Consider the following 21,872-nt stretch of genomic DNA (forward strand, 5'->3'; position numbering starts at 1 on the left):
TCAGACGGCCCGGGGCTCGCCCCGGGCCGTCCACAGCTTGCGCAGCAGGGGCACCAGCTCGTCGGCCCGCTCGTCGGGGAAGAACAGCCGAGCGCCGGGCAGCTCGACCAGCTCCGCGCCCGGGATGGTGTCGCGCAGCCAGTGCGCCCAGGCGACGTCGAAGTGGTCGTCCGCGGTACCCCAGGCAATGAGCGTGGGCACCGCGAGCGCCCGCAGCCCCGGCTCCGCCGCGCGCAGGTGTGCCGGGTCGAGGGAGGTGAGCAGCCGCTCGAACTGCCGGGCCGCCTCGAGCGTGCCGGCGAGCGGCGCCATGTACGAGCGCATCGTGTCGATGTCGACCCGCTCCGGGTGCTCCCATCCGTGCGCGAGCGGCCGCCGCCCCGGCTCGAGCTCTTCGAGGTTCCGGTAGGCGGCGTGCACCCGCGGCGCGAACTCGCCGCGCGCGGCGGCGTCGACGGCGCCCTGGAAGGCGGGCGCGGGGATGTTGCCGTCGGCCTCGCAGTTGGTGAGCGCGAGGCTGCGCAGCCGCTCGGGGTGCGCCGCGGCGTACAGCTGCGCCAGGGCCCCGCCGGTGTCGTTGCCGACGAGGTCGATCGCCTCGGCGCCCACGCCCGCCCGCACCGCCTCGATCGCGCGGGCGAGCGCGGGCAGCGAGAGATCCTGGCCGGGCCGCGCCGCGCTGTGCCCGTGCAGCGGCAGGTCGATCGCGATGCACCGGCGCTCGTCGCGCACGGCGTCGACGACGTTGCGCCAGAACCGGGCGTTGAGGCCGATGCCGTGCACGAACACAGCCACCGCCCCGCCGCCGATGTCCACATAGGACACCTCGCCGTCGGGGCCGCGGGCGGTGCGGCGGTGCGCTTCGAAGTCAGCCGGCTGCATCGGGGAGGTCCTCCTTGGTGGTGAGCTCGGCGAGCAGGAACTCGACGAGGGCGGCCGGGGTGCGCAGCTCGAAGACGACGACCGGGGCGAGCTCGAGGCCGGTCGCCTCGGCGAGGAGGTTGCGCAGCTCCAGCGCGGTGAACGAGGAGAAGCCGAGGTCGAGGAAGTCGCCGGTCTCGTCGATGGCGTCGGCGGAGGCGTGGCCGAGCACGTCGGCGGCGCGGGTGCGCACGACGTCGAGGACGATGGCGCGCCGTTCGCCGGCGTCGGCCCCGGCGAGGCGGCGGCGCAGCGACTCGGCGTCGTCGGCGGCCCGCCCGAGGCCGGCCCGGCCGTGGTGGCCGAGCTCGGGCAGCGCGCGGGCGAGGGGCCCGACGGCGGCGGGTTCGATGGCGGCCCAGTCGACGTCGGCGAGGGCGACGGCGGCCTCGCCGTGCCCGACCGCGGCGCGGATCAGCTCGAACACGTGCGCGCCGCCGGTGTCCAGGTCGGGGACGGGCCCGAGCGCCACGGTGAGCGCGGGGCGGCCGTCGGCGCGCAGCCGGCGGCTCAGCGCCTCCAGCCGGGCCTGCGCCGCGGCCGAGTCCGGGTCGGCGGCCTCGGAAAGGGCGCCGCTGAGCGGCGTGCAGAACACGATGGCGTCGAGGTCGAGCCCGGCCACCTCCTCGGCGAGCGCGACGGCCGTCTCCGGCGCGCCGATGTGGACGACCGCGGTCGGCGGCGCGTCCGGGTCGGGCGCCGCGCCGGCGGCGGTGAGCCACGCGGCGAACCGGGCGCCGAGGGCGGTGTCCGCACCGACGACCCTGACGGCGCCACGGGGCCGCCACCAGGTTTCCGGGTCGCTCTCGAGGTTCGTGCGCACGAGGCGGCGGGCGTACACGCCGGACGGGCGCACCGCGACGGCCTCCTCGGCGGACCCCTGCTGGAGGACGGCGGCGAGCCGGGTCCGACAGCGGGCGTCGAGCCGCTCCGGCAGGCCGATGCAGCCGGCGCGTCCGGGTTCGTCGTCCTGCGCGACCTGCCACAGCGGGACGTCGCGGATCTCCTCGGGCAGCACTCCGGCGAGTCGGTCCGTCCGCTGCCCGGTGCGCAGGAGGATGCCGGCGATCGCCTCACCGGCCGCGGCGTCCTTGAGCCGGTCCTCCAGGGCGCCGTCGGCGTCGGCGGCCAGGTCGAGGGAGACGCGCAACGGCCGGCCGCCGTGCTCGGCGATCGCCTCCGCGCAGGCCGCCAGCAGCTCGGGGCCGGTGCCGTCGTCGACGAGCAGCCACGCACCGGTGAGCGCGGCCGTGACGGGCTCGGCGATCGGGGTCCAGGCGATGCGGTACGCCCAGTCGCGCCGCCGCCGCCAGGCGTCGATGGCGGGCACCAGCCCGGCGAGCCCCTCCCGCCGCGCCGGGTCCACGTGCAGCAGGTCGCCGAGCGCGCCGGCGTCGAGGCCGGCGACGGCGGCCCAGAAACGGGCGTCGGCGCCGTGCTCGGCCGCGGCCGGCCCGGTGTCGGCGTCGAGCCAGTACCGTTCCCGCTCGAACGCGTACGTCGGCAGCTCCACCCGCCCGCCGGTCGGTGGCGCGGCGGCGGCCCACGCGACCCGGTGGCCGCGGACCCACAGCTGGGCGAGGGCGGCGAGCAGGGTGCGTGTCTCCGGCTGGTCGCCGCGCACGACGGGCAGCACGGTCGCGGGCGCGCCGGCGAGGCACTCGTGGACCATCGGGGTCAGCGCCGCGGACGGGCCGATCTCCAGGTAGGCGGCGACGCCGCGGTCGCGCAGGTGCTCGACGCCGCCTGCGAACTGCACCGCGCGGCGGATGTGCGCGGCCCAGTAGCCGGGGTCGGCGAGCTGTTCGGCGCCGGCCTGGGCGCCGGTGAGGTTGGACACGACGGGAACGACGGGTGCCCGGAAGGTCAGCGTGGCCGCGGTACGCCGGAACTCCTCGACGATCGGCTCCATGTGCGCGCTGTGGAAGGCGTGCGACACGTTGAGCCGGCGGGTGCGGTAGCCGTCGCCGCGCAGCCGGGCGGTGGCGGCGGCGACGGCGTCGGGGTCGCCGGCGATGACGGTGCTCGTGGGGCTGTTGACCGCGGCGATCCCGGCGCCGGGCAGCTCGGCCAGGTAGGGCTCGACGACGGCGGCGGGCGCCTGGACGGCGGTCATCGCGCCGGGGGTGGCGATGCCGTCCATGAGCGCGGCGCGGGTGGTGATGAGCTTCGCGGCGTCGGCGAGGCTGAGCACGCCGGCGAGATGGGCGGCGCTGAGCTCGCCGATGGAGTGGCCGATGAGGTGGTCGGGCTCGACGCCGTGGTGTGCCAGGAGCCGGTGCAGGGCCGTGTGGAACGCGAACAGCGCCGGCTGGGTGTAGCGGGTGGTGTTGAGCAGGGCGTGCTCGGGGGTGCCGGCGGGCGCGAACATGATCGGGCGCAGGGGCTGCGGCAGGTGCGGGTCGAGGTGGGCGCACGCCTCGTCGAGCGCTTCGGCGAAGGCGGCGTGGTCGGCGTACAGCTGCCGCCCCATCTCGGCCCGTTGGCTGCCCTGCCCGGAGTAGACGAACGCGACCGGCCCGCCGCCGGAGGCCGCGCCGGTGACCAGGTTCGGCGCGGCGGCGCCCTCGGCGAGCGCGCCCAGCGCCCAGCGGAAGCCGTCGGGCTCGTCGCCGACGATGACGGCCCGGTGCTGGAACGTGCCGCGGGCGGTGGCGAGGGCGTGCGCGACCGTGGCCGGCGCGGCCTGGAGGTTGGCGAGCCGGGCCGCCTGGCCGCGCAGCGCGGCCTGGGTCTTGGCCGACAGCACCCACGGCACGAGCCGGGGATCGCCGCCGGGCGCGGGCGCCGCCTCCGCCTCGCCGGCCGGGGCCTCTTCCAAGATCAGATGCGCGTTGGTACCGCTGATGCCGAACGACGACACCGCCGCGCGCCGCACGCGTTCCCCGGCGGGCCAGGGCCGCTCCTGCTGCAGCAGCTCGACGCGGTCGCCGTCCCAGTCGACGTGCGCGCTCGGCGTCTGCGCGTGCAGGGTGCGCGGCAGCAGCCCGTGCCGCATCGCCATCACCATCTTGATGACCCCGGCGACGCCGGCCGCGGCCTGCGTGTGGCCGATGTTCGACTTGATGGACCCGAGCAGCAGCGGGCACCCGGCCGGGCGGTCCTGGCCGTAGGTGGCCAGCAGCGCCTGTGCCTCGATGGGGTCGCCGAGGGTGGTGCCGGTGCCGTGCGCCTCGACGACGTCCACGTCGGACGGTGCGAGGCCGGCGCCGGCGAGGGCGCGGCGGATGACCCGCTGCTGTGCGGGGCCGTTCGGGGCCGTGAGCCCGTTGCTGGCGCCGTCCTGGTTGACGGCGCTGCCGCGGATGACGGCGAGGACGGGGTGGCCGTTGCGCTGGGCGTCGCCGAGCCGCTCGAGCAGGACGAGGCCGGCGCCCTCGCCGAAGCCGGCGCCGTCGGCGCCGTCGCTGAAGGACTTGCACCGCCCGTCGGGCGACAGGCCGCGCTGCCGGCTGAACTCGGTGAACAGCCCGGGCCCGGCGAGCACGGTGACGCCGCCGGCGAGGGCCAGGTCGCACTCGCCGGCGCGCAGGGCCTGCGCGGCCATGTGCATCGCGACGAGGGAGGAGGAGCAGGCGGTGTCGACGGTGACGGCGGGTCCTTCGAGGCCGAAGGTGTAGGCGACGCGCCCGGAGGCGACGCTGCCGGCGCTGCCGTTGCCGAGGTACCCCTCCAGGTCGGCCGGCACCTTGCGGACGCGGCCGCCGTAGTCGGCGTACATCAGCCCGGTGAACACGCCGGTGGCGCTGCCGCGCAGGGACTCCACGTCGAGGCCGGCCCGCTCGAACGCCTCCCACGCGGTCTCCAGCAGCAGCCGCTGCTGCGGGTCGGTGGCGACCGCCTCGCGCGGGCTGATGCCGAAGAAGCCGGCGTCGAACATGGCGGCGTCGTAGAGGAAGTAGCCCTGGCGGGTGTAGCTCTTGCCGGTGGCGTCGGGGTCGGGGTCGTAGAGGTTCTCGACGTCCCAGCCGCGGTCGGCCGGGAACCCGCCGATGACGTCGGCGCCGGCGGCGACGAGGTCCCAGAGGTCGTCGGGGGTGCGCACGCCGCCCGGGTACCGGCAGCTCATCGACACCACCGCGATCGGCTCGGTGCGGGCGCGCTCGCTCTCGGCCAGCTGCTGGCGGGTGCGGTGCAGGTCGGCGGTCACCCACTTGAGGTAGTCGACCAGCTTCTCCTCGTTCGTCATCGCACGCTCCTGCCCAGCTCGTTGTCGATCAGGTCGAAGATGTCCGCGGCGGTGGCCGCCTCGATCCGCCCGGCCAGGTCCGGTTCGGACGGGCCGGGGACGTTCGCGGTGAAGCGGGCGAGCATCGCCTGCAGCCGGCTCGTGATCTGCTGCCGCTCCTGCTCCCCGGGCGTAAGCCCGGCGAGCGCCGCGGCGAGGCGGTCCAGCTCGTCGAGCGTCGAGGCGGGCCCGGTCGCCGGTGCGAGCTCCTGCAGCAGGTGCTCGATGAGCGAGTTCGGGTTGGGGTGGTCGAACACGAGGGTGGCGGGCAGCCGCAGCCCGGTGCTGCCGCCCAGCCGGTTGCGCAGCTCCACGGCGGTGAGCGAGTCGAACCCGAGGTCCTTGAACGCCAGCCCGGCGTCGAGCCGTTCGGCGGAGGCGTGCCCGAGCACGGTGCCGACGGTGCCGAGCACCATGTCGGCGAGGACCTGCCGCTGCCCGTCGGGCCCGGCCTGGGCGAGCCGCTGCCGCAGCGTCGACGCGTCCGCACCGGCGCCGACCCGCCGGGCCGGCAGCCGGACGAGCCCGCGCAGCGGCGGCGCGACCATCCCGGAGGCGGCGAGGCCGCGCAGCGCGGGCAGGTCGAGCCGGGCCGGCGCGACCGCCGCCCGCCCGGTGGCGAGGGCCGTGTCGAGCAGGGCGAGGGCGTCGTCGGTGGCCAGCGGCGTGACGCCGCCGCGGCTGATCCGGGCGAGGTCGGCGGCGTCGAGGTGCCCGGTCATGGAGCTGGCCTGCCCCCACAGCCCCCACGCCAGCGCGAGCCCCGGCAGGCCGAGGCTCCGGCGGTGCGCCGCGAGGGCGTCGAGGAACGTGTTGGCGGCGGCGTAGTTCGCCTGGCCGGGGTTGCCGAGGGTGCTGGCGAGCGAGGAGTAGGTCACGAACGCCGCGAGGTCGTGCCCGCGGGTCAGCTCGTGCAGGTGCCAGGCGGCGTCGACCTTCGGGCGCAGCACCCCGCTGAACCGCTCGGGGGTCAGGGAGGCGAGCACGCCGTCGTCGAGCACGCCGGCGGTGTGGAAGACCGCGGTGAGCGGCCGGTCGGCCGGCACCCCCGCGAGGACCGCGGCGAGGGCCGCGCGGTCGGCGGTGTCGCAGGCCGCGTACCGCACGTCGGCCCCGAGCGCGCCCAGCCCGTCGGCGAGCTCGGCGGCACCGGGCGCGTCGGCGCCGCGGCGGCTGACGAGCAGCAGGTGCCGGATGCCGTGGCGCTCGACGAGGTGCCGGGCGAGCAGCCCGCCGAGGGTGCCGGTGCCGGTGAGCAGCACGGTCCCGCCCGGGTCGAGCGGCCGCGCTCCGGCGTCGTCCTCGCGCGGCAGCCGCCCGAGCCGGGGCGTGTGCACGGTGCCGGCGCGCAGGGCCAGCTGCGGCTCCCCGGTGGCGAGGGCGGCGGGCAGGGCGCGGCGGCTGTCGGGGTGGTCGTCGAGGTCGACGATCTGCAGCCGGTCGGGGTTCTCCGCCTGCGCGGTGCGCACGAGGCCCCAGATCGGGGCGGCGGCGAGGTCGGCCGGGCCGGTGCCGTCGGGGTCGACGGCGCCGCGGGTCATCACGACGAGCTTCGTGCCCTCCAGCCGCGGCTCGCCGAGGTGCTCGACGACCAGGGCGAGCATGCGGTGGGCGAGGGCGTGTACCGCGGCGGGCTCCTGCTGCGCGGCGACGGCCTCGACGAGGACCGCGGACGGCGCCGGACGGCCTTCGTCCAGGGCCGCGCGCAGCGCGTCGAACCCGGCGTCCAGGGTCACCCAGTCGGCGGGGGCGGGCGCACGGTCGCCGGGCAGGGCGAGGGTTGGCCAGGTCATGGCGTACAACCCGTCGTGGTAGCCGGCCCGCGCCCCGCTCAGCTGCTCCTCGGAGACGGCCCGGATGACCAGCGAGCCGACGTTGAGCACGGGCGCGCCGCCGGCGTCGAGGACGGTGAGCGACACGGCGTCGTCGGCGAGGGGTTCGATGACCGCCCGCACGGCGGTGGCGCCGACGGCGTGCACGGCGACGCCCTCCCACGAGAACGGCAGCCGGACGGGTTGCTGTTCGGCGCCGTCGCGCTGGGCGGCGTCGGCGCCGATGGTGTGCAGGACCGCGTCGAGCAGCGCCGGGTGGAGGTTGCACTGCCCGGCCCGCTCGAGCTCCTCCTCGGGCAGCGCCACCTCGGCGCAGAGCCGGTTCCCGGCGCGCCAGGCCGCGCGCAGCCCCTGGAACGCCGGCCCGTACTGCAGCCCGTGGTCCGCCAGCCGCTCGTAGAGGTCGCCGAGATCGATCCGCTCGGCGTCGGCGGGCGGCCAGGCCTCGCCGCCGGTGGGCGGCGCGGCGACGATCCGCCCGCTGAGCGAGCCGGTGGCGTGCCGCGTCCACTCGCCGTCGCCGTCCTCGGCGGACGGCCGCGAGTGCACGCTGATGCTTCGCCGCCCGTCCTCGTCGGCGGCACCGGCGACGACCTGCACCTGCACCGCGCCGGCGGCCGGGATGACCAGCGGCGCCTCGATGGTGAGCTCGTCGAGGTGCGGCGCGCCGGCGTGCCGCCCGGCGGTGAGCGCCAGCTCGACGTGCGCGGTGCCGGGCAGGATGACGGTGCCGGCGACGGCGTGGTCGGCGAGCCAGGCGTGTGTGGCGAGGGACAGCCGGGCGGTGAGCACGACGCTCTCGCCGTCGGCGACCTCGAGCGCGGCCGCGGCGAGGGGGTGCCCGGCGGGCGTGAGCCCGACCGCGGCCACGTCGCCGGTCGGCGCGTTCTCCTCGAGCCAGAACCGCTGCCCCTGGAACGGATAGGGCGGCAGTTCGGCGGCCGGCGCCTGCGGGAGGTGCCAGTCGACGGGCCCGGTGATGTGGTTGACGTACGCGGTCGCGAGGCTGGTGAAGAACCGCAGATGATGGTCCTCGCCCCGCCGCAGCGTCCCCACGGTCGTCACCGGCCCGGCGTCTGCGGCCTCGGCGGTGTCGGCGATCGCGGTCGTCAGCACGGGATGCGGGCTTGCCTCGACGAAGTTGGTGTGCCCGGCCGCGATCAGCGCCTCCACGGCGGCCTGGAACGCCACCGGACGCCGCAGGTTCTCGTACCAGTAGCCGCCCGTCAGGGTGGTGGTGTCGATCTGGCCACCGGTGACCGCCGAGTAGAACGCGATCTCGGCCGGCTGCGCGGTGATGTCGCCGAGCGCACCGACAATCCGCTCCTGCAACTCGTCGATGTGGTCGGAGTGGCTGGCGTACGTCACCGGGATGCGCCGGGCACGGATCTCCCGCTCCTCGCACCACACCTGCAGCTCATCCAACGCCTCCGCCCCACCCGCCACGATGGTGTGCGCCGGACCGTTCGTCGCCGCGATGCTCAAACCCTGACCGATGACGGCTTCCGCCTCCGCCGGCGTCATCGGCAGATACGTCATCCCACCCGCGACACTGATGTGGTTGAGCGCCTGAGCACGCAGCGCACTGATCTTCGCCGCATCCGCCAGGCTCAACGCCCCCGCGATGTGCGCCGCCGCGATCTCGCCCTGCGAGTGCCCGACCACCGCATGCGGGCGCACCCCGTGGTGCTCCCACAGCCGAGCCAGACTCACCATCACCGCGAACAGCACCGGCTGCACCACGTCGACCCGGTCGAACGCGTCCTCACCGCCCGTCGTGACGACCTCGATCAGGTCCCAGTCCGTGTGCGGGCGCAGCGCCGCGGCGCAGGCGTCCAGGTGCGCGGCGAAGACCGCATCCGTGCGGTACAGCTCCCGGCCCATGCCCGTCCACTGACTGCCCTGACCCGGGAACACGAACACGGTCCGGCCCGGCGACGGCGTCGTGGTCTGGACGAGGTTCGGGTGCGGGACCTGGTCGACGAGCGCCGTGAGCGCCTCCTCGCCGATGGCGACCGCGCGCACCGGATGCCCGGAGCGGACCCGGTCCAGCGCGACCGCGAGCTCCAGCGGGCGCCCGGTCAGGTCCCTGAGGCCGGCCGCCTGGGCGCGCAGCGCCTCCGCGGAGTGCGCCGACAGCACCCACGGCACCACCTCGGGCTCCGCCGGCGGGTCCAGCGCCGCCTCGGGGCCCTCTTCGAGGATGACGTGCGCGTTGGTACCGCTGATGCCGAACGACGACACCGCACCGCGCCGCGGCCGGTCCGTCCGCGGCCACGGCTCGGCCTCGGTCAGCACCCGGAGACTGCCGCCCGACCAGTCGACGTGGCGGGACGGGGAGTCGACGTGCAGGGTGCGCGGCAGGACACCGTTGCGCAGTGCCATGACCATCTTGATGATGCCGCCGACGCCGGCCGCGGCGACGGAGTGCCCCATGTTCGACTTGATCGAGCCGATCCGCAGGGGCCGGTCGGCCGGGCGCTGCCGGCCGTAGGTGGCCAGCAGCGCCTGCGCCTCGATCGGGTCGCCGAGGGCGGTGCCGGTGCCGTGCGCCTCGACGGCGTCGACGTCGTTGCCGTTCAGCCCGGCGGCGGCGAGCGCGTCGCGGATGACCCGCTCCTGCGACGGGCCGTTCGGCGCCGTAAGACCGTTGCTCGCACCGTCCTGGTTCAGCGCCGACCCGCGCACCACGGCCAGGATCCGCCGCCCGTTGCGCCGCGCGTCCGACAGCCGCTCCAGCAGCAGCACGCCGACGCCCTCGCCCCACCCGGCGCCGTCGGCCGCGTCCGCGAACGCCTTGCAGCGCCCGTCGGGCGACAGGACCCGCTGGCGGGAGAACTCGACGAAGCTGACCGGAGTCGCCATGATGGTCGCCCCGCCCGCGAGCGCGAGGTCGCACTCCCCTTGCCGCAGCGACTGCACGGCCAGGTGCAGCGCCACCAGCGACGAGGAGCACGCGGTGTCGACGGTGACGGCGGGCCCTTCGAGCCCGAGCGTGTACGCGATGCGCCCGGACGCGACGCTCGTCGTCGTCCCCGTCGACAGGTACCCTTCGAGCCCGTCTGGCACCGGGTACAGCCGCGCGCCGTAGTCCGTGGCGACGACACCGGCGAACACCCCGGTCCGCGTGCCGCGCAGCGCCGCCGGGTCGAGCCCCGCGTGCTCGACGGTGTTCCAGGCCGTCTCCAGCAGCACCCGCTGCTGCGGGTCGATGGCGAGCGCCTCGCGCGGGTTGATGCCGAAGAACCCGGCGTCGAACCGGTCGGCGTCGTAGAGGAACCCGGCGGTGCGCGCGTAGGACTTGCCGGCGGCGGCCGGATCGTCGTCGAAGAGCCGCTCGAGGTCCCACCCGCGGTTGGCCGGGAACTCCCCGATGGCGTCGGTGCCGGTGTCCACGAGCCGCCAGAGGTCGTCGGCGGAGCGGACCCCACCCGGGTACCGGCAGCCGATCCCCACGATCGCGATCAGCTCGTCGGCGGCGGCCTTGGCTGCCCGCCCCGCCGCCGCTTCCGCCGTCCCGTAGAGCCCGGCGAGCACCAGGTCGGCGACGGCGATCGGCGTCGGGTGGTCGAAGACGAGCGTCGCCGGTAGCCGCAGCCCGGTGGCGCCGCCCAGCCGGTTGCGCAGCTCGACGGCGGTCATCGAGTCGAACCCGAGATCCTTGAAGGCCCGATCCGCCGGTACCGCCTGACCTCCGTCGTGCCCGAGCACGCTCGCCACCGTGGCGCGCACCAGCTCGACGACGGCGTCGCGGCGCCGGTCGGCGCTCAGCCCGGCCAGCCGCTGCTCGAGCGTCCCGCCGCGGCGCCCGGCCCGGCGCTCCGGGGCGGTGCGGACCAGCCCGCGCAGCGCCTCGGGCAGCACGGCGGCCTCGCGCTCGTCGCGCAGCAGCGGCCGCCGGCCACGCGGGTCCTCGGCGAGCGGCCCGTCGAGGGACGCAAGGGAGACGGCCGCCCGCCCGGCGGCCCGCCGCCGTCGAGCGAGGGCGTCCAGGTATCCGGCGGCGGCCGCCTGGCCCACGGGCGTGTCGGCCGTCGCGAGCAGGATCAGGGTGGCGCCGGGCGCGGCCGCGTCGAGGAAGCCGGCCGTCTCGAACCCGCCCGGACCACCGTCGGCGGCGTGGACCACGACCGTGGCCGCCGCGACGAGCGCCGTGCGTTCGTCGGCGTTGCCCTCCAGCTCGACGTGGTGCAGGGACCGCTCCTCGACGAGGTGGCGAACGAGCGGCGCGACGGCGGCGCCCGGACCCGACGTGACGAGGGTGCCGCCGCGGGTGATCCGCGGCGGCATCGCGACCACGACCGGGCCCGCGGTGCTCGGCTGGGCGAGGTGCTGCAGCGCCTCGGGCGTCCGGCGTACGTCCCAGGTCTCGTTGCCGCCGGCCGGTGCGTCCCCGGCCAGCCGGTCGACGAGATGGGCCATGGTCCGGCGGTACTGCTCCGGGTCGCCCGCCGGCCCGGGCTCGCCTTCGACGGTCGCCGCCAGCGCCTCGAGCGTCGCCACGGCCGCATCGGCGTCGGCCCAGGCATCCGGAACCGGCACCACGAGCCGCCCGTCCGTGACCGCAACGGTGGCGGCGGCACCAGCGAACAGCCCGGCGACGCGGTCGCCCAAGCCGAGTCCCCCCGACCCGTCGCCGACGGCGGTGACAACGCCGGCGGCGGCCACGCCGATCGGGGCCGCGTCCGGCCGTCCGAGGGCGAGCAACGCGTCGTGCTTGCCGATCGCGACGGCCCGGACCTCGATCCGCACCTCCCCCGGCCCCGGTTCCGCGGCGGCCACGGCGACGGCAACCGGCGGCTCACCGTCCGGGGCCGTGGTCACCTTCCAGTCCTCGGCGCCGAGCGGCGGGAAAACGGCGTCAACGGCCGGCGGGGTGGCATCCGCGCCGATCAGCACGGCACCATCACGCACGGCGACGATCGGCGCACCGGACTGCAGGGCGGCCCACAGGCCGGGCACCGGCCCGGACCCGTCGAGGTCGAGCAGGGTGACTCGCCCCGGTCGCTGCGCGAGGGCCAGCCGCGCCGCCGCCCAGACCGCGGCCCGCTCGGGCTCGTCACCGTCAGCGGCGGCGCGCAGGGTCACGACGACGATTCGTTCAGCGGCGCGAAGTTCGACGGCCTCGGCCCGCGCGAACGGCAGCACCTCGATCGCCACCGCCGCCGAGTCGTCACCGGTCGGCAGCGCCGCGCGAAGGGCGTCCAGGATCGCGGGCTCGTCGCGGATCGCGGGCTCGTCGCGGACCGCGGGCTCGTCGCGGACCGCGGGCTCGTCGCGGACCGCGGCCTCGTCGCGGACCGCGGCCTCGTCGCGGACCGCGGCCTCGTCGCGGACCGCGGCCTCGTCGCGGACCGCGGCCTCGTCGCGGACCGCGGACCACGTCCCGGTCGGCGGGACGGCCACCGCCGACTCGAACGGAGCCCAGGCCAGCGGCGCGGCAACATCCTGCCAGTCCCCTGCACGCACCAGCTCCCCGGTCGCCACCGCGCGCAGCATGATGGCGCCGGCGGCGAAGACCGGCGTGCCGGCGTCGTCGGAGGCATGGGCGGCGACCGAGTTCTCGCCAACGCGGGTGAACCTGACCCGCAGGCTGCGAGCCCCGATGGCAAGCAGGCGAGCCCCTCGCCAGCCCATGGGCAGCCGCAGCTCACGATCGCCGCCGCCGCCGAGCAGGCCGGCCATCGACAGCGCGGCCCCGAGCAGCGCCGGGTGCAGGTGGAACCCGGCGGCGCCCCGTTCCTCCGGCAGCCCGACCTCGACGAACAGCTCGTCCTCGGTGCGCCAGACCCCGTCCACAGCGGGGAACGCGGCCCCATACGCAACCCGCGACGCCCGCACGAACGCATCCAGCTCGGCGGCCTCGACAGCCCAAGCCGATGGCGGCGGCCAGGCCGACCCCGACCCCGACGCCGACCCGGACCTGGGCACCGACGCCGACCCCGACCCCGACCCGGGCACCGGCACCGGCACCACGGCATCCCGGTCGCGCTCCGGCCCGAGCACGCCCGTGGCCAGCCGATTCCACCGGTCCTCGACGCGCGCGAAGAGCCGGAACGTGCACCGCCCGGCGTCATCTGGGTCGCCGACGAGCAGCTGCACCGCCAGCCCGTCGCGGTCGGTCCGGTCAGGCCGGTCGAAGCGGTCCAAGCGGTCCAGGCGATCCGGCAGGACGAACGGCGCGTCGACGTCGAGCTCCAGCACCTCCGGGCAGCCCACGTGCGCGCCGGCCGCCCACGCCAGTTCGAGCAGCGCGCTCTCGGCGACCACCGGCGTCCCGGCGATCGTGCGGTCCCGCAGCCACTCCTCTCCCGCTGCCTCGAGCCGCCCGGTGAGGAGCAGCCCGCTGCGGTCGGCAACGGTGGTGGCGGCAACGAGCAGCGGATGGTTGGTCGCGGCGAGCCCACTGTTCCCGGCGTGCGCCGCCACGGTCGGCCGGATCCAGTACCGCTCGCCCTGGAACGGATAGGTTGGCACGTTCGCGACCACCCCCGCAGCGGGGTGTCGCCAGTCCACGTCCGCGATCGTGGAGTGCCACTGCCCCAGCACATCGGCAAGGTTGTGGTCGTTGACGGACAGAACGTTCGCATCCGGCGCGGTCTCGCTGACCATCGCCATCAACGTTGGCGCCGGCGCCAACTCAACATAAACCTCCGCCGCCGCACCCGCGACCCCGCCCGCGAAGTCGACCGCGTGACGAACATGCCGTACCCAATAGGTCGGATCCGTGATATCCGCATCGGCGGTCCCGGTCAGATTCGACACCACCGGGACCGTCGGAGCCGCCAACGCCACCGACCGGGCAACGTCACCGAACGCGTCCAGCATCGGCTCCATCTGCGCACTGTGGAACGCATGCGACACCGTCAACCGGCGCGTGCGGAACTGCGACATCCGAGCCGCCACCGCATCCACCGCATCGGGCTCACCAGCGATGACCGTGCTCGTCGGGCTGTTCACCGCCGCGATCTCGACACCGTCTACCAGGAAACGCTCCACCACCTCCCGCGACGCCTGCACCGCCGTCATTGCACCCGCGGTCGCGATGTCAGCCATCAACGCACCACGCGAGGTCACCAGCCGAGCCGCATCCGGCAGCGACATCACACCCGCCAGATACGCGGCCGTGAGCTCACCGATCGAATGGCCGATCAGCACATCCGGACGCACACCGAACGAGTCCAGCAGCCGGAACAACGCCACGTGGTAGGCGAACAACGCCGGCTGGGTGAACCGGGTGCTGTGCAGGCTCGGAACATCTGTTCCGAACATGACCGGCAGCAACGGTTCGGGCAGCGAACGGTCCAGCTCCGCGCAGACCTCGTCCAACGCCGCGGCGAAGACGGGCTGCTCCGCGTACAACTTGCGACCCATCTCCGGACGTTGACTGCCCTGTCCCGACAGGACGAACGCCACCCGCGGGCGCGACGAGCCGACGACACCCGTCGACAAAGCCGGGTGCGAGCCGCCGGAGGACAACGCGCGGAGCGCAGAACGCGCCGTGTCCAGGTCCGGGGCCGCGATCGCCGCGCGATGTGAGAACGACGAGCGCGCCGCCAGCGTGCGCGCGACGGCGGGCAGGTCCGCGCCCGGGTCCAGCCAACCGTCCAGCCGGGCCGCGTAGGCGCGCAGGGCCGCGGAAGAACGGGCCGAGAGCGGGAGGACGAGGGCGGGCACTGGCGGTACCGATGGCGGATCCGAAGACGGCGGCTGCTCCAGGATGACGTGTGCGTTGGTGCCGCTGATGCCGAACGAGGACACCGCGCAGCGGCGGGGGCGGTCCAGGTCGGGCCAGGGCGAGGCCTCCGTCAGCAGGCGCACGCCGCCGCCGGACCAGTCGACGTGCGGCGTCGGAGTGTCGACGTGCAGCGTCTCGGGCAGCAGGCCGTGCCGCATCGCCATGACCATCTTGATGACGCCGGCGACGCCCGCCGCGGCCTGCGTGTGGCCGATGTTCGACTTGATGGAGCCGAGGTAGAGCGGCGCCGCGGGGCGGTTGCGGCCGTACGTGGCCAGCAGCGCCTGCGCCTCGATGGGGTCGCCCAGCGTGGTGCCGGTGCCGTGCGCCTCGACCGCGTCCACGTCCGCGGGGCCGAGGCCGGAGCCGTCGAGGGCCTGCCGGATGACGCGCTCCTGCGCCGGGCCGTTCGGGGCCGTGAGACCGTTGCTGGCGCCGTCCTGGTTGACCGCGCTGCCGCGGATCAGCGCGAGGACCGGGTGGCCGTTGCGCTGGGCGTCCGACAGGCGCTCCACGACGAGGAGGCCGACGCCCTCGGCGAAGCCGGTGCCGTCCGCGGACGAGGCGAAGGAGCGGCAGCGGCCGTCCGGGGAGAGGCCGCGCTGGCGGGAGAACTCGACGAACAGGCCGGGCTCGGCCATGACGGTGACGCCGCCGGCCAGCGCCAGGTCGCATTCGCCGCGGCGCAGGGACTGCGCGGCGAGGTGCAGGGCCACGAGCGACGACGAGCACGCGGTGTCGATGGTGACGGCCGGGCCTTCGAGGCCGAAGGTGTACGCCACGCGGCCCGACGCCACGCTCGTGGTGTTGCCGGCCAGGAGGTAGCCCTCGAGGTCCGCCGGCACCGAACCTCCCGGCGGGGCGTAGGCCTGCGCGATCGCGCCGACGAAGACGCCGGTGCGGCTGCCGCGCAGCTGTGCGGGGACGAGGCCGGCGCGTTCGAACGCCTCCCAGGCCGTCTCCAGCAGCACCCGCTGCTGCGGGTCGGTTGCGGTCGCCTCGCGCGGGCTCATCTCGAAGAAGGCGGCGTCGAAGCGGTCGGCGTCGTCGACGAAGCCGCCGGAGGTGACGTAGGTGTGGCCGGTGGCCTCGGGGTCGGCGTCGAACAGCGCGGCGGCGTCCCAGCCCGGCCGGTCGGGGAACGGGGTGATCGCGTCGCGGCCGGCGGCGACGAGGTCCCACAGCTGCTCCGGCGTGCCGACGCCGCCGGGGAAACGGCAGCCGATGCCGACGACGGCGATCGGCTCGCTGTCGCGGGCCTCCAGGTCGCGCAGCTGGCCGCGCGCGAGACGCAGGTCGGTGGTGGCCCGCTTCAGGTACTCGCGCAGCCGCTCTTCGTTCGACATGCGGGACCGCTCCTCCTCGTTGCCGGTCGTGCTCATCAGCCGATGCCCAGTTCGTTGTCGAGGGCCGCGAACAGCTCGTCGTCGGTGACCGCCCCGAGGTCCTCGCCGGGGGCCTCCGCGCCGTTCGGGGCCGCGGCCCAGCGGCGGGCCAGGGCCTGCAGCTTGGGGCCGAGCACCGATCGGCTGGCGTCGTCCCAGGCGAGGGTCGACAGCGCCGCCTCGATCCGCTCGAGCTCGTCGAGGAGCCGGGCGGCCGGGTCGCGCTCGTCGGGCCGCAGCCGCACCCGCAGCTGCTCGGCGAGGGCGGCCGGGGTCGGGTGGTCGAAGACGAGGCTGGCGGGCAGGCGCAGACCGGTGGCGCCGTTGAGCCGGTTGCGCAGCTCGACGGCGGTGAGCGAGTCGAAGCCGAGCTCCTTGAACGCGCGCTCGCCGTGGATGTCGTCGGCGCCGTCGTGGCCGAGGACGGTCGCCGCCTGGCCGCGGACCAGGTCGAGCAGGATCCGCAGCTGCTCGGGCTCGGGCAGCCCGGCGAGGCGGTCGCTCAGCGGCACCCCGCCGGCCCGGCCGTTGGCCCGCGGCGCGCCGGCCGCCGGGCGCAGGAGGCCGCGCAGCAGCGGCGGCACGGGCGTGCCGGCGCGCGGGCGGGTGGCGTTGAGCTTCATCGGCACGAGGACCGCGCGGGCGTTGGCCTCTGCGCCGTCGAGCGCGGCGAGGCCCTCGGCGGCGGTGAAGGCGGCCGCGCCGCGCCGGTCGATGCGCCCGCGGTCGGCGCCGTCGAGGTGGCCGGTCATGCCGCTGGCGTCGGCCCACAGCCCCCACGCCAGCGACAGTGCCGGGAGCCCGGCGGCGCGGCGGCGGGCGGCGAGGGCGTCGAGGAAGGCGTTGGCGGCGGCGTAGTTGCCCTGACCCGGGTTGCCGAACGTGCCGGCCGCCGAGGAGAACAGCACGAACGCGCGCAGGTCGAGGCCCTCGGTCAGCTCGTGCAGGTGCCGGGCGCCGTCGGCCTTGGGCCGCATGACGTTTGCGATCCGCTCCGGCGTCAGCGCCGCGACCGTCGCATCGTCCAAGGCGCCGGCGGCGTGATAGACCGCCGACAGGGGCCGATGCTGTGGTACACCCTGCAGCAGCTCGGCAACGTCCCGCCGCTCGGCGGTGTCGCAGGCGGCGATGTCCACGGTGGCGCCGAGCCCCTCCAGCTCGGCGCGCAGCTCGGCCGCGCCGGGCGCGTCGGGCCCGCGGCGGCTGGTGAGCAGCAGGTGCCGCGCCCCGCGCCCGGTGACGAGGTGGCGGGCGAGGTGCGCGCCGAGGGTACCGGTGCCGCCGGTGATGAGGACCGTGCCGTCGGGGTCGGGTGCGGCGGGCAGGGTGAGCACGACCTTGCCGGTGTGGCGGGCCTGGCTGAGGTACCGCACGGCCTCCGGCGCCCGCCGGATGTCCCACGCCGTCACGGGCAGCGGCGTGAGGACCCCGTCGTCGCAGAGCCGGCGCAGCTCGTCCAGCATGTGCTGGATGTGGTCCGGCCCGGCGTCGAGGACGTCGTACACGCGATAGGTGACGCCGGGATACGCGGCCTGCACGGCGCCGGCGTCGCGGATGTCGGTCTTGCCCATCTCGAGGAACCGCCCGCCCGGCCCGAGCAGGCGCAGGGAGGCGTCGACGTACTCGCGGGCGAGGGAGTTGAGGACCACGTCGATGCGCTTCCCCGCGAACTCGGCCTCGAAGCCGGTGCTGCGCGAGGAGGCGGTGTGCTCGGCGTCGACGCCGAGGCCGCGCAGGGTGGCCCACTTGCCCGGGCTGGCGGTGCCGTAGATCTCGGCGCCGAGGTGCCGGGCGAGCTGGATGGCGGCCATGCCGACGCCGCCGGTCGCGGCGTGGATGAGCACCGACTCGCCGGCCCGCAGGCCCGCCAGGTCGACGAGGCCGTAGTACGCCGTCATGAACACCACGGGGAGCCCGGCGGCCTGTGCGAACGACCAGCCGCGCGGCATGCGGGTGAGCAGCCGCCGGTCGGTGACGGCGACCGGGCCGATGCCGCTGCTGAGCAGCCCCATGACGGCGTCGCCGGGCGCGAGGCCGGTGACGCCGGGCCCGACCTCGAGTACCACACCGGCCGCCTCACCGCCGGTGGGCCGCTCGTCGTCGGGCACCATGCCGAGCGCGATGAGCACGTCGCGGAAGTTGAGCCCGCACGCGCGGACGGCGACGCGGACCTCGCCGTCGCCGAGCGGCCGCTGCGCGGCGTCGTTCGGCTCGAGCACCATGCCGTCGAGGGACCCGTCGCCGGTGAGGACCAGCTGCCAGTTGGCCGCGTCCGGCACCGGGAGGAGCCCGTCGCGGCTCGCCCGCGCCAGCCGGGCGGCGAACGCCTCGCCGTGGCGCAGCGCGACCTGCGGCTCGCCGAGGCGCAGCGCGGCGTCGAGGGCCTCCCGGGACGACTCCTGCTCGTCGAGGTCGATCAGCAGGTACTGGTCGGGGTTCTCGGTCTGCGCGGAGCGCACGAGCCCCCACACGGCCGCGCCGGCGAGGTCGGTGACCCGGTCGCCCGGCCGCGCCGCGACGGCCCCGGTCGTGACGAACGCGATGCGGGATTCCGGGCTGTTCTGCAGCGTCTCCAGCACCCGCTCGACCGCGCGCCGGGCCGGGTCCTGTGTTGTGCCATCGACCACGACGACCGTGAACCCGTCTGACGGCGGCGCCGCATCGCCGGCCTGCACCGGAACCCAGTCGACCTCGTACAGGTGCTCCAGGTCGTCGGCGGGCCGCAGCTGGGCGAGCGGCACCGGTCGCACGGTCAGCGCCGCCACGGACAGCACCGGCGCCCCGTCCGCGTCGACGGCGGTGAGGCGCACGGTGTCGGCGCCCTCGCGGTCGAGGCGGACGCGGATGACCTCGGCGTCGCGGTACACCCGGACGCCCGCCCACGAGAACGGCAGCGCCACCTCGCCCGGACTGGCGTCCGCGCCCGCGAGCATCGCGTGCAGCGCCGCGTCGAGCAGCGCCGGATGGATGCGGAACCCGGCCGTGGCCGGTGGCAACGCCGCCTCGGCGTGGTAGGTGTCGCCGTCGCGCCAGGCCGCACGCAGCCCCTGGAACGCCGGCCCGTACTGCAGCCCGAGGTCGGCGGCGAGGTCGTACAGCTCGTCGACGTCGGCCGGCTCGCCCGCGGGCGGCCACGCAACGCTTCCGGGCTCGCCGGCCGGCTCGGCGCCCAGCCGCCCGGAGGCGTGCCGCACCCACCGTCCCTCGTGCCGGGAGTGGACGGTGACTCCCTTCTGCCCGTCCCCGTCGGCCGCGCCGACCACGACCTGCAGCTCCACGACCCCGGTCGCCGGGATGACCAGCGGCGCCTCGATGGTGAGCTCGTCGAGGTGCGGCGCGCCGGCGTGCCGCCCGGCGGTGAGCGCCAGCTCGACGTGCGCGGTGCCGGGCAGGAGGACGGTGCCGGCGACGGCGTGGTCGGCCAGCCAGCCGTGCGCCGCGAGCGACAGCCGCCCGGTGAGGAGCACGCCGTTGCCGTCGGCCAGTTCGGTCAGCCCGGACAGGAACGGATGCCCGATGCGGTCGACCCCGGACTCGGGCGCCGGGGCGTCGAGCCAGTACCGCTGCCGGTCGAACGCGTACGGCGGCAGTTCGGCGGCCTGCGCTTCCGGCAGGTGCCAGTCGATCGGCCCGGTGATGTGGTTGACGTACGCGGCGGCGAGGCTGGTGAAGAACCGCAGGTGGTTGTCCTCACCGCGGCGCAGCGTCCCCACGGTGGTCACGGGTCCGGTGTCCGCGATGGCGCCGGTCAGCACCGGGTGTGGGCTCGCCTCGACGAAGTTGGTGTGCCCGGCCGCGATCAGCGCCTCCACGGCGGCCTGGAACGCCACCGGACGCCGCAGGTTCTCGTACCAGTAGCCGCCCGTCAGGGTGGTGGTGTCGATCTGGCCACCGGTGACCGCCGAGTAGAACGCGATCTCGGCCGGCTGCGCGGTAATGTCGCCGAGCGCACCCAGGATCCGCTCCCGCAGCTCGTCGATGTGATCGGAGTGGCTGGCGTAGGTCACGGGGATGCGCCGGGAGCGGATCTCCCGCTCTTCGCACCACACCTGCAGCTCATCCAGGGCCTGCGCGGCGCCCGCCACGATGGTGTGCGCCGGCCCGTTCGTCGCCGCAATGGTCAAACCCTGGCCGATGATGTTCTCTGCCTCCGCCGGCGTCATCGGCAGATACGTCATCCCACCCGCGACGGTGATGTGGTTGAGCGCCTGAGCACGCAGCGCACTGATCTTCGCCGCATCCGCTAGGCTCAACGCCCCCGCGATATGTGCCGCGGCGATCTCGCCCTGCGAGTGTCCGACCACCGCGTGCGGGCGCACCCCGTGGTGCTCCCACAGCCGAGCCAGGCTCACCATGACCGCGAACAGCACCGGCTGCACCACATCAACCCGGTCGAACGCGTCCTCGCCGCCCGTCGTGACGACCTCGATCAGGTCCCAGTCCGTGTGCGGGCGCAGCGCCGCGGCGCAGGCGTCCAGGTGCGCGGCGAAGACCGCATCCGTGCGGTACAGCTCCCGGCCCATGCCCGTCCACTGACCGCCCTGACCCGGGAACACGAACACGGTCCGGCCCGGCGACGGCGTCGTGGTCTGGACGAGGTTGGGGTGCGGCCGCTGCTCAGCGAGCGCGGTCAGCGCCTCCTCGCCGATCGCGACCGCACGGACCGGGTGATCGGAGCGGACCCGGTGCAACGCGACCGCGAGCTCCAACGGACGTCCGGTCAGGCCCTCGAGGCTTGCCGCTTGCGCCCGCAACGCCTCCGCAGAGTGCGCCGACAGCACCCAGGGCACCACCTCGGGCGCCGCGGCCTCGGGGGCCGGCTCGGGGGCGTGCTCCAGCACGACGTGTGCGTTGGTACCGCTGATGCCGAACGACGACACCGCGGCGCGGCGGGGCCGTTCGACGTCCGGCCAGGGCCGGGCCTCGGTCACCAGCCGCACGGCGCCGCCGGCCCAGTCGACGTGCCGGGACGGGGCGTCGACGTGCAGGGTCCGCGGCAGCACGCCGTGCCGCATCGCCATCACCATCTTGATGACGCCCGCGACGCCCGCCGCCGCCTGGGTGTGGCCGATGTTCGACTTGACCGAGCCGAGGAAGAGCGGCTCCGCCCCGGGTCGTTCGGCCCCGTACGTGGCCAGCAGCGCCTGCGCCTCGATCGGGTCGCCCAGCGTCGTGCCCGTGCCGTGCGCCTCGACCGCGTCCACTTCGGCGGCCCTCAGCCCGGCGGCGGCGAGCGCATCGCGGATGACCCGCTCCTGCGAAGGCCCGTTCGGCGCCGTAAGACCGTTGCTCGCACCATCCTGGTTCAGCGCCGACCCGCGCACGACGGCCAGGATCCGCCGCCCGTTGCGCCGCGCGTCCGACAGCCGCTCCAGCAGCAGCACCCCGACGCCCTCGCCCCACCCGGTCCCGTCCGCGGAGTCGGAGAAGGCCTTGCACCGCCCGTTGACCGACAGCGCCCGCTGCCGGCTGAACTCGATGAACAGGCTCGGCGACGCCATGATGGTCGCCCCGCCGGCCAGCGCGAGGTCGCACTCCCCGCGCCGCAGCGACTGCGCCGCCAGGTGCAGCGCGACGAGCGACGACGAACACGCCGTGTCGACGGTGACCGCCGGCCCTTCGAGCCCGAGCGTGTACGCGACCCGCCCGGTGGCGACGCTGCCCGCGCTGCCGTTGCCGATGTACCCGTCGAAGCTGGTCGGCACGTGGTGCAGCCGCCCGCCGTAGTCGTTGTACATGATGCCGGCGAACACCCCGGTCCGGCTCCC

General features: G+C 75.7%; 4 protein-coding genes (1 of these 4 cut by a window edge). All 4 read right to left on the reverse strand.

The features are described 5' to 3' along the window. Tightly spaced (each overlapping or abutting the next), the 4 genes in view from ABD901_RS29385 to ABD901_RS29400 form a layout consistent with a single transcriptional unit that may run on beyond the window. Positions 1-882 carry an alpha/beta fold hydrolase gene (locus tag ABD901_RS29385; protein ID WP_345131383.1) on the reverse strand — a complete coding sequence of 294 codons (882 nt, stop codon included), beginning with the start codon at positions 880-882 and terminating at the stop codon, positions 1-3. After that, positions 869-5,110: a type I polyketide synthase gene (locus ABD901_RS29390; RefSeq protein ID WP_345131385.1), complete on the reverse strand. Its 4,242-nt coding sequence runs from the start codon at positions 5,108-5,110 to the stop codon at positions 869-871. The genes ABD901_RS29385 and ABD901_RS29390 overlap by 14 nt, the downstream gene beginning before the upstream one ends. Then, complete coding sequence (locus ABD901_RS29395) at positions 5,107-16,101, reverse strand: beta-ketoacyl synthase N-terminal-like domain-containing protein (RefSeq protein ID WP_345131387.1); 10,995 nt, start codon at positions 16,099-16,101, stop codon at positions 5,107-5,109. The genes ABD901_RS29390 and ABD901_RS29395 overlap by 4 nt, the downstream gene beginning before the upstream one ends. Next, positions 16,101-21,872, reverse strand: partial view of an SDR family NAD(P)-dependent oxidoreductase gene (locus tag ABD901_RS29400; protein WP_345131389.1) — the 3' portion only. 5,397 nt of this gene lie beyond the right edge of the window; only the last 5,772 of its 11,169 coding nucleotides appear in the window; the start codon falls outside the window, past its right edge — the gene reads right to left on this strand; its stop codon occupies positions 16,101-16,103. The genes ABD901_RS29395 and ABD901_RS29400 overlap by 1 nt, the downstream gene beginning before the upstream one ends.

This window comes from Dactylosporangium darangshiense (assembly GCF_039537565.1).
Taxonomy (GTDB): domain Bacteria; phylum Actinomycetota; class Actinomycetes; order Mycobacteriales; family Micromonosporaceae; genus Dactylosporangium; species Dactylosporangium darangshiense.

Coding starts and splice junctions, on each gene's coding strand:
- ABD901_RS29385 (WP_345131383.1), bottom strand. CDS start 882: ATGCAGCCGGCTGACTTCGAAGCGCACCGCCGCACCGCCCGCGGCCCC.
- ABD901_RS29390 (WP_345131385.1), bottom strand. CDS start 5,110: ATGACGAACGAGGAGAAGCTGGTCGACTACCTCAAGTGGGTGACCGCC.
- ABD901_RS29395 (WP_345131387.1), bottom strand. CDS start 16,101: ATGAGCACGACCGGCAACGAGGAGGAGCGGTCCCGCATGTCGAACGAA.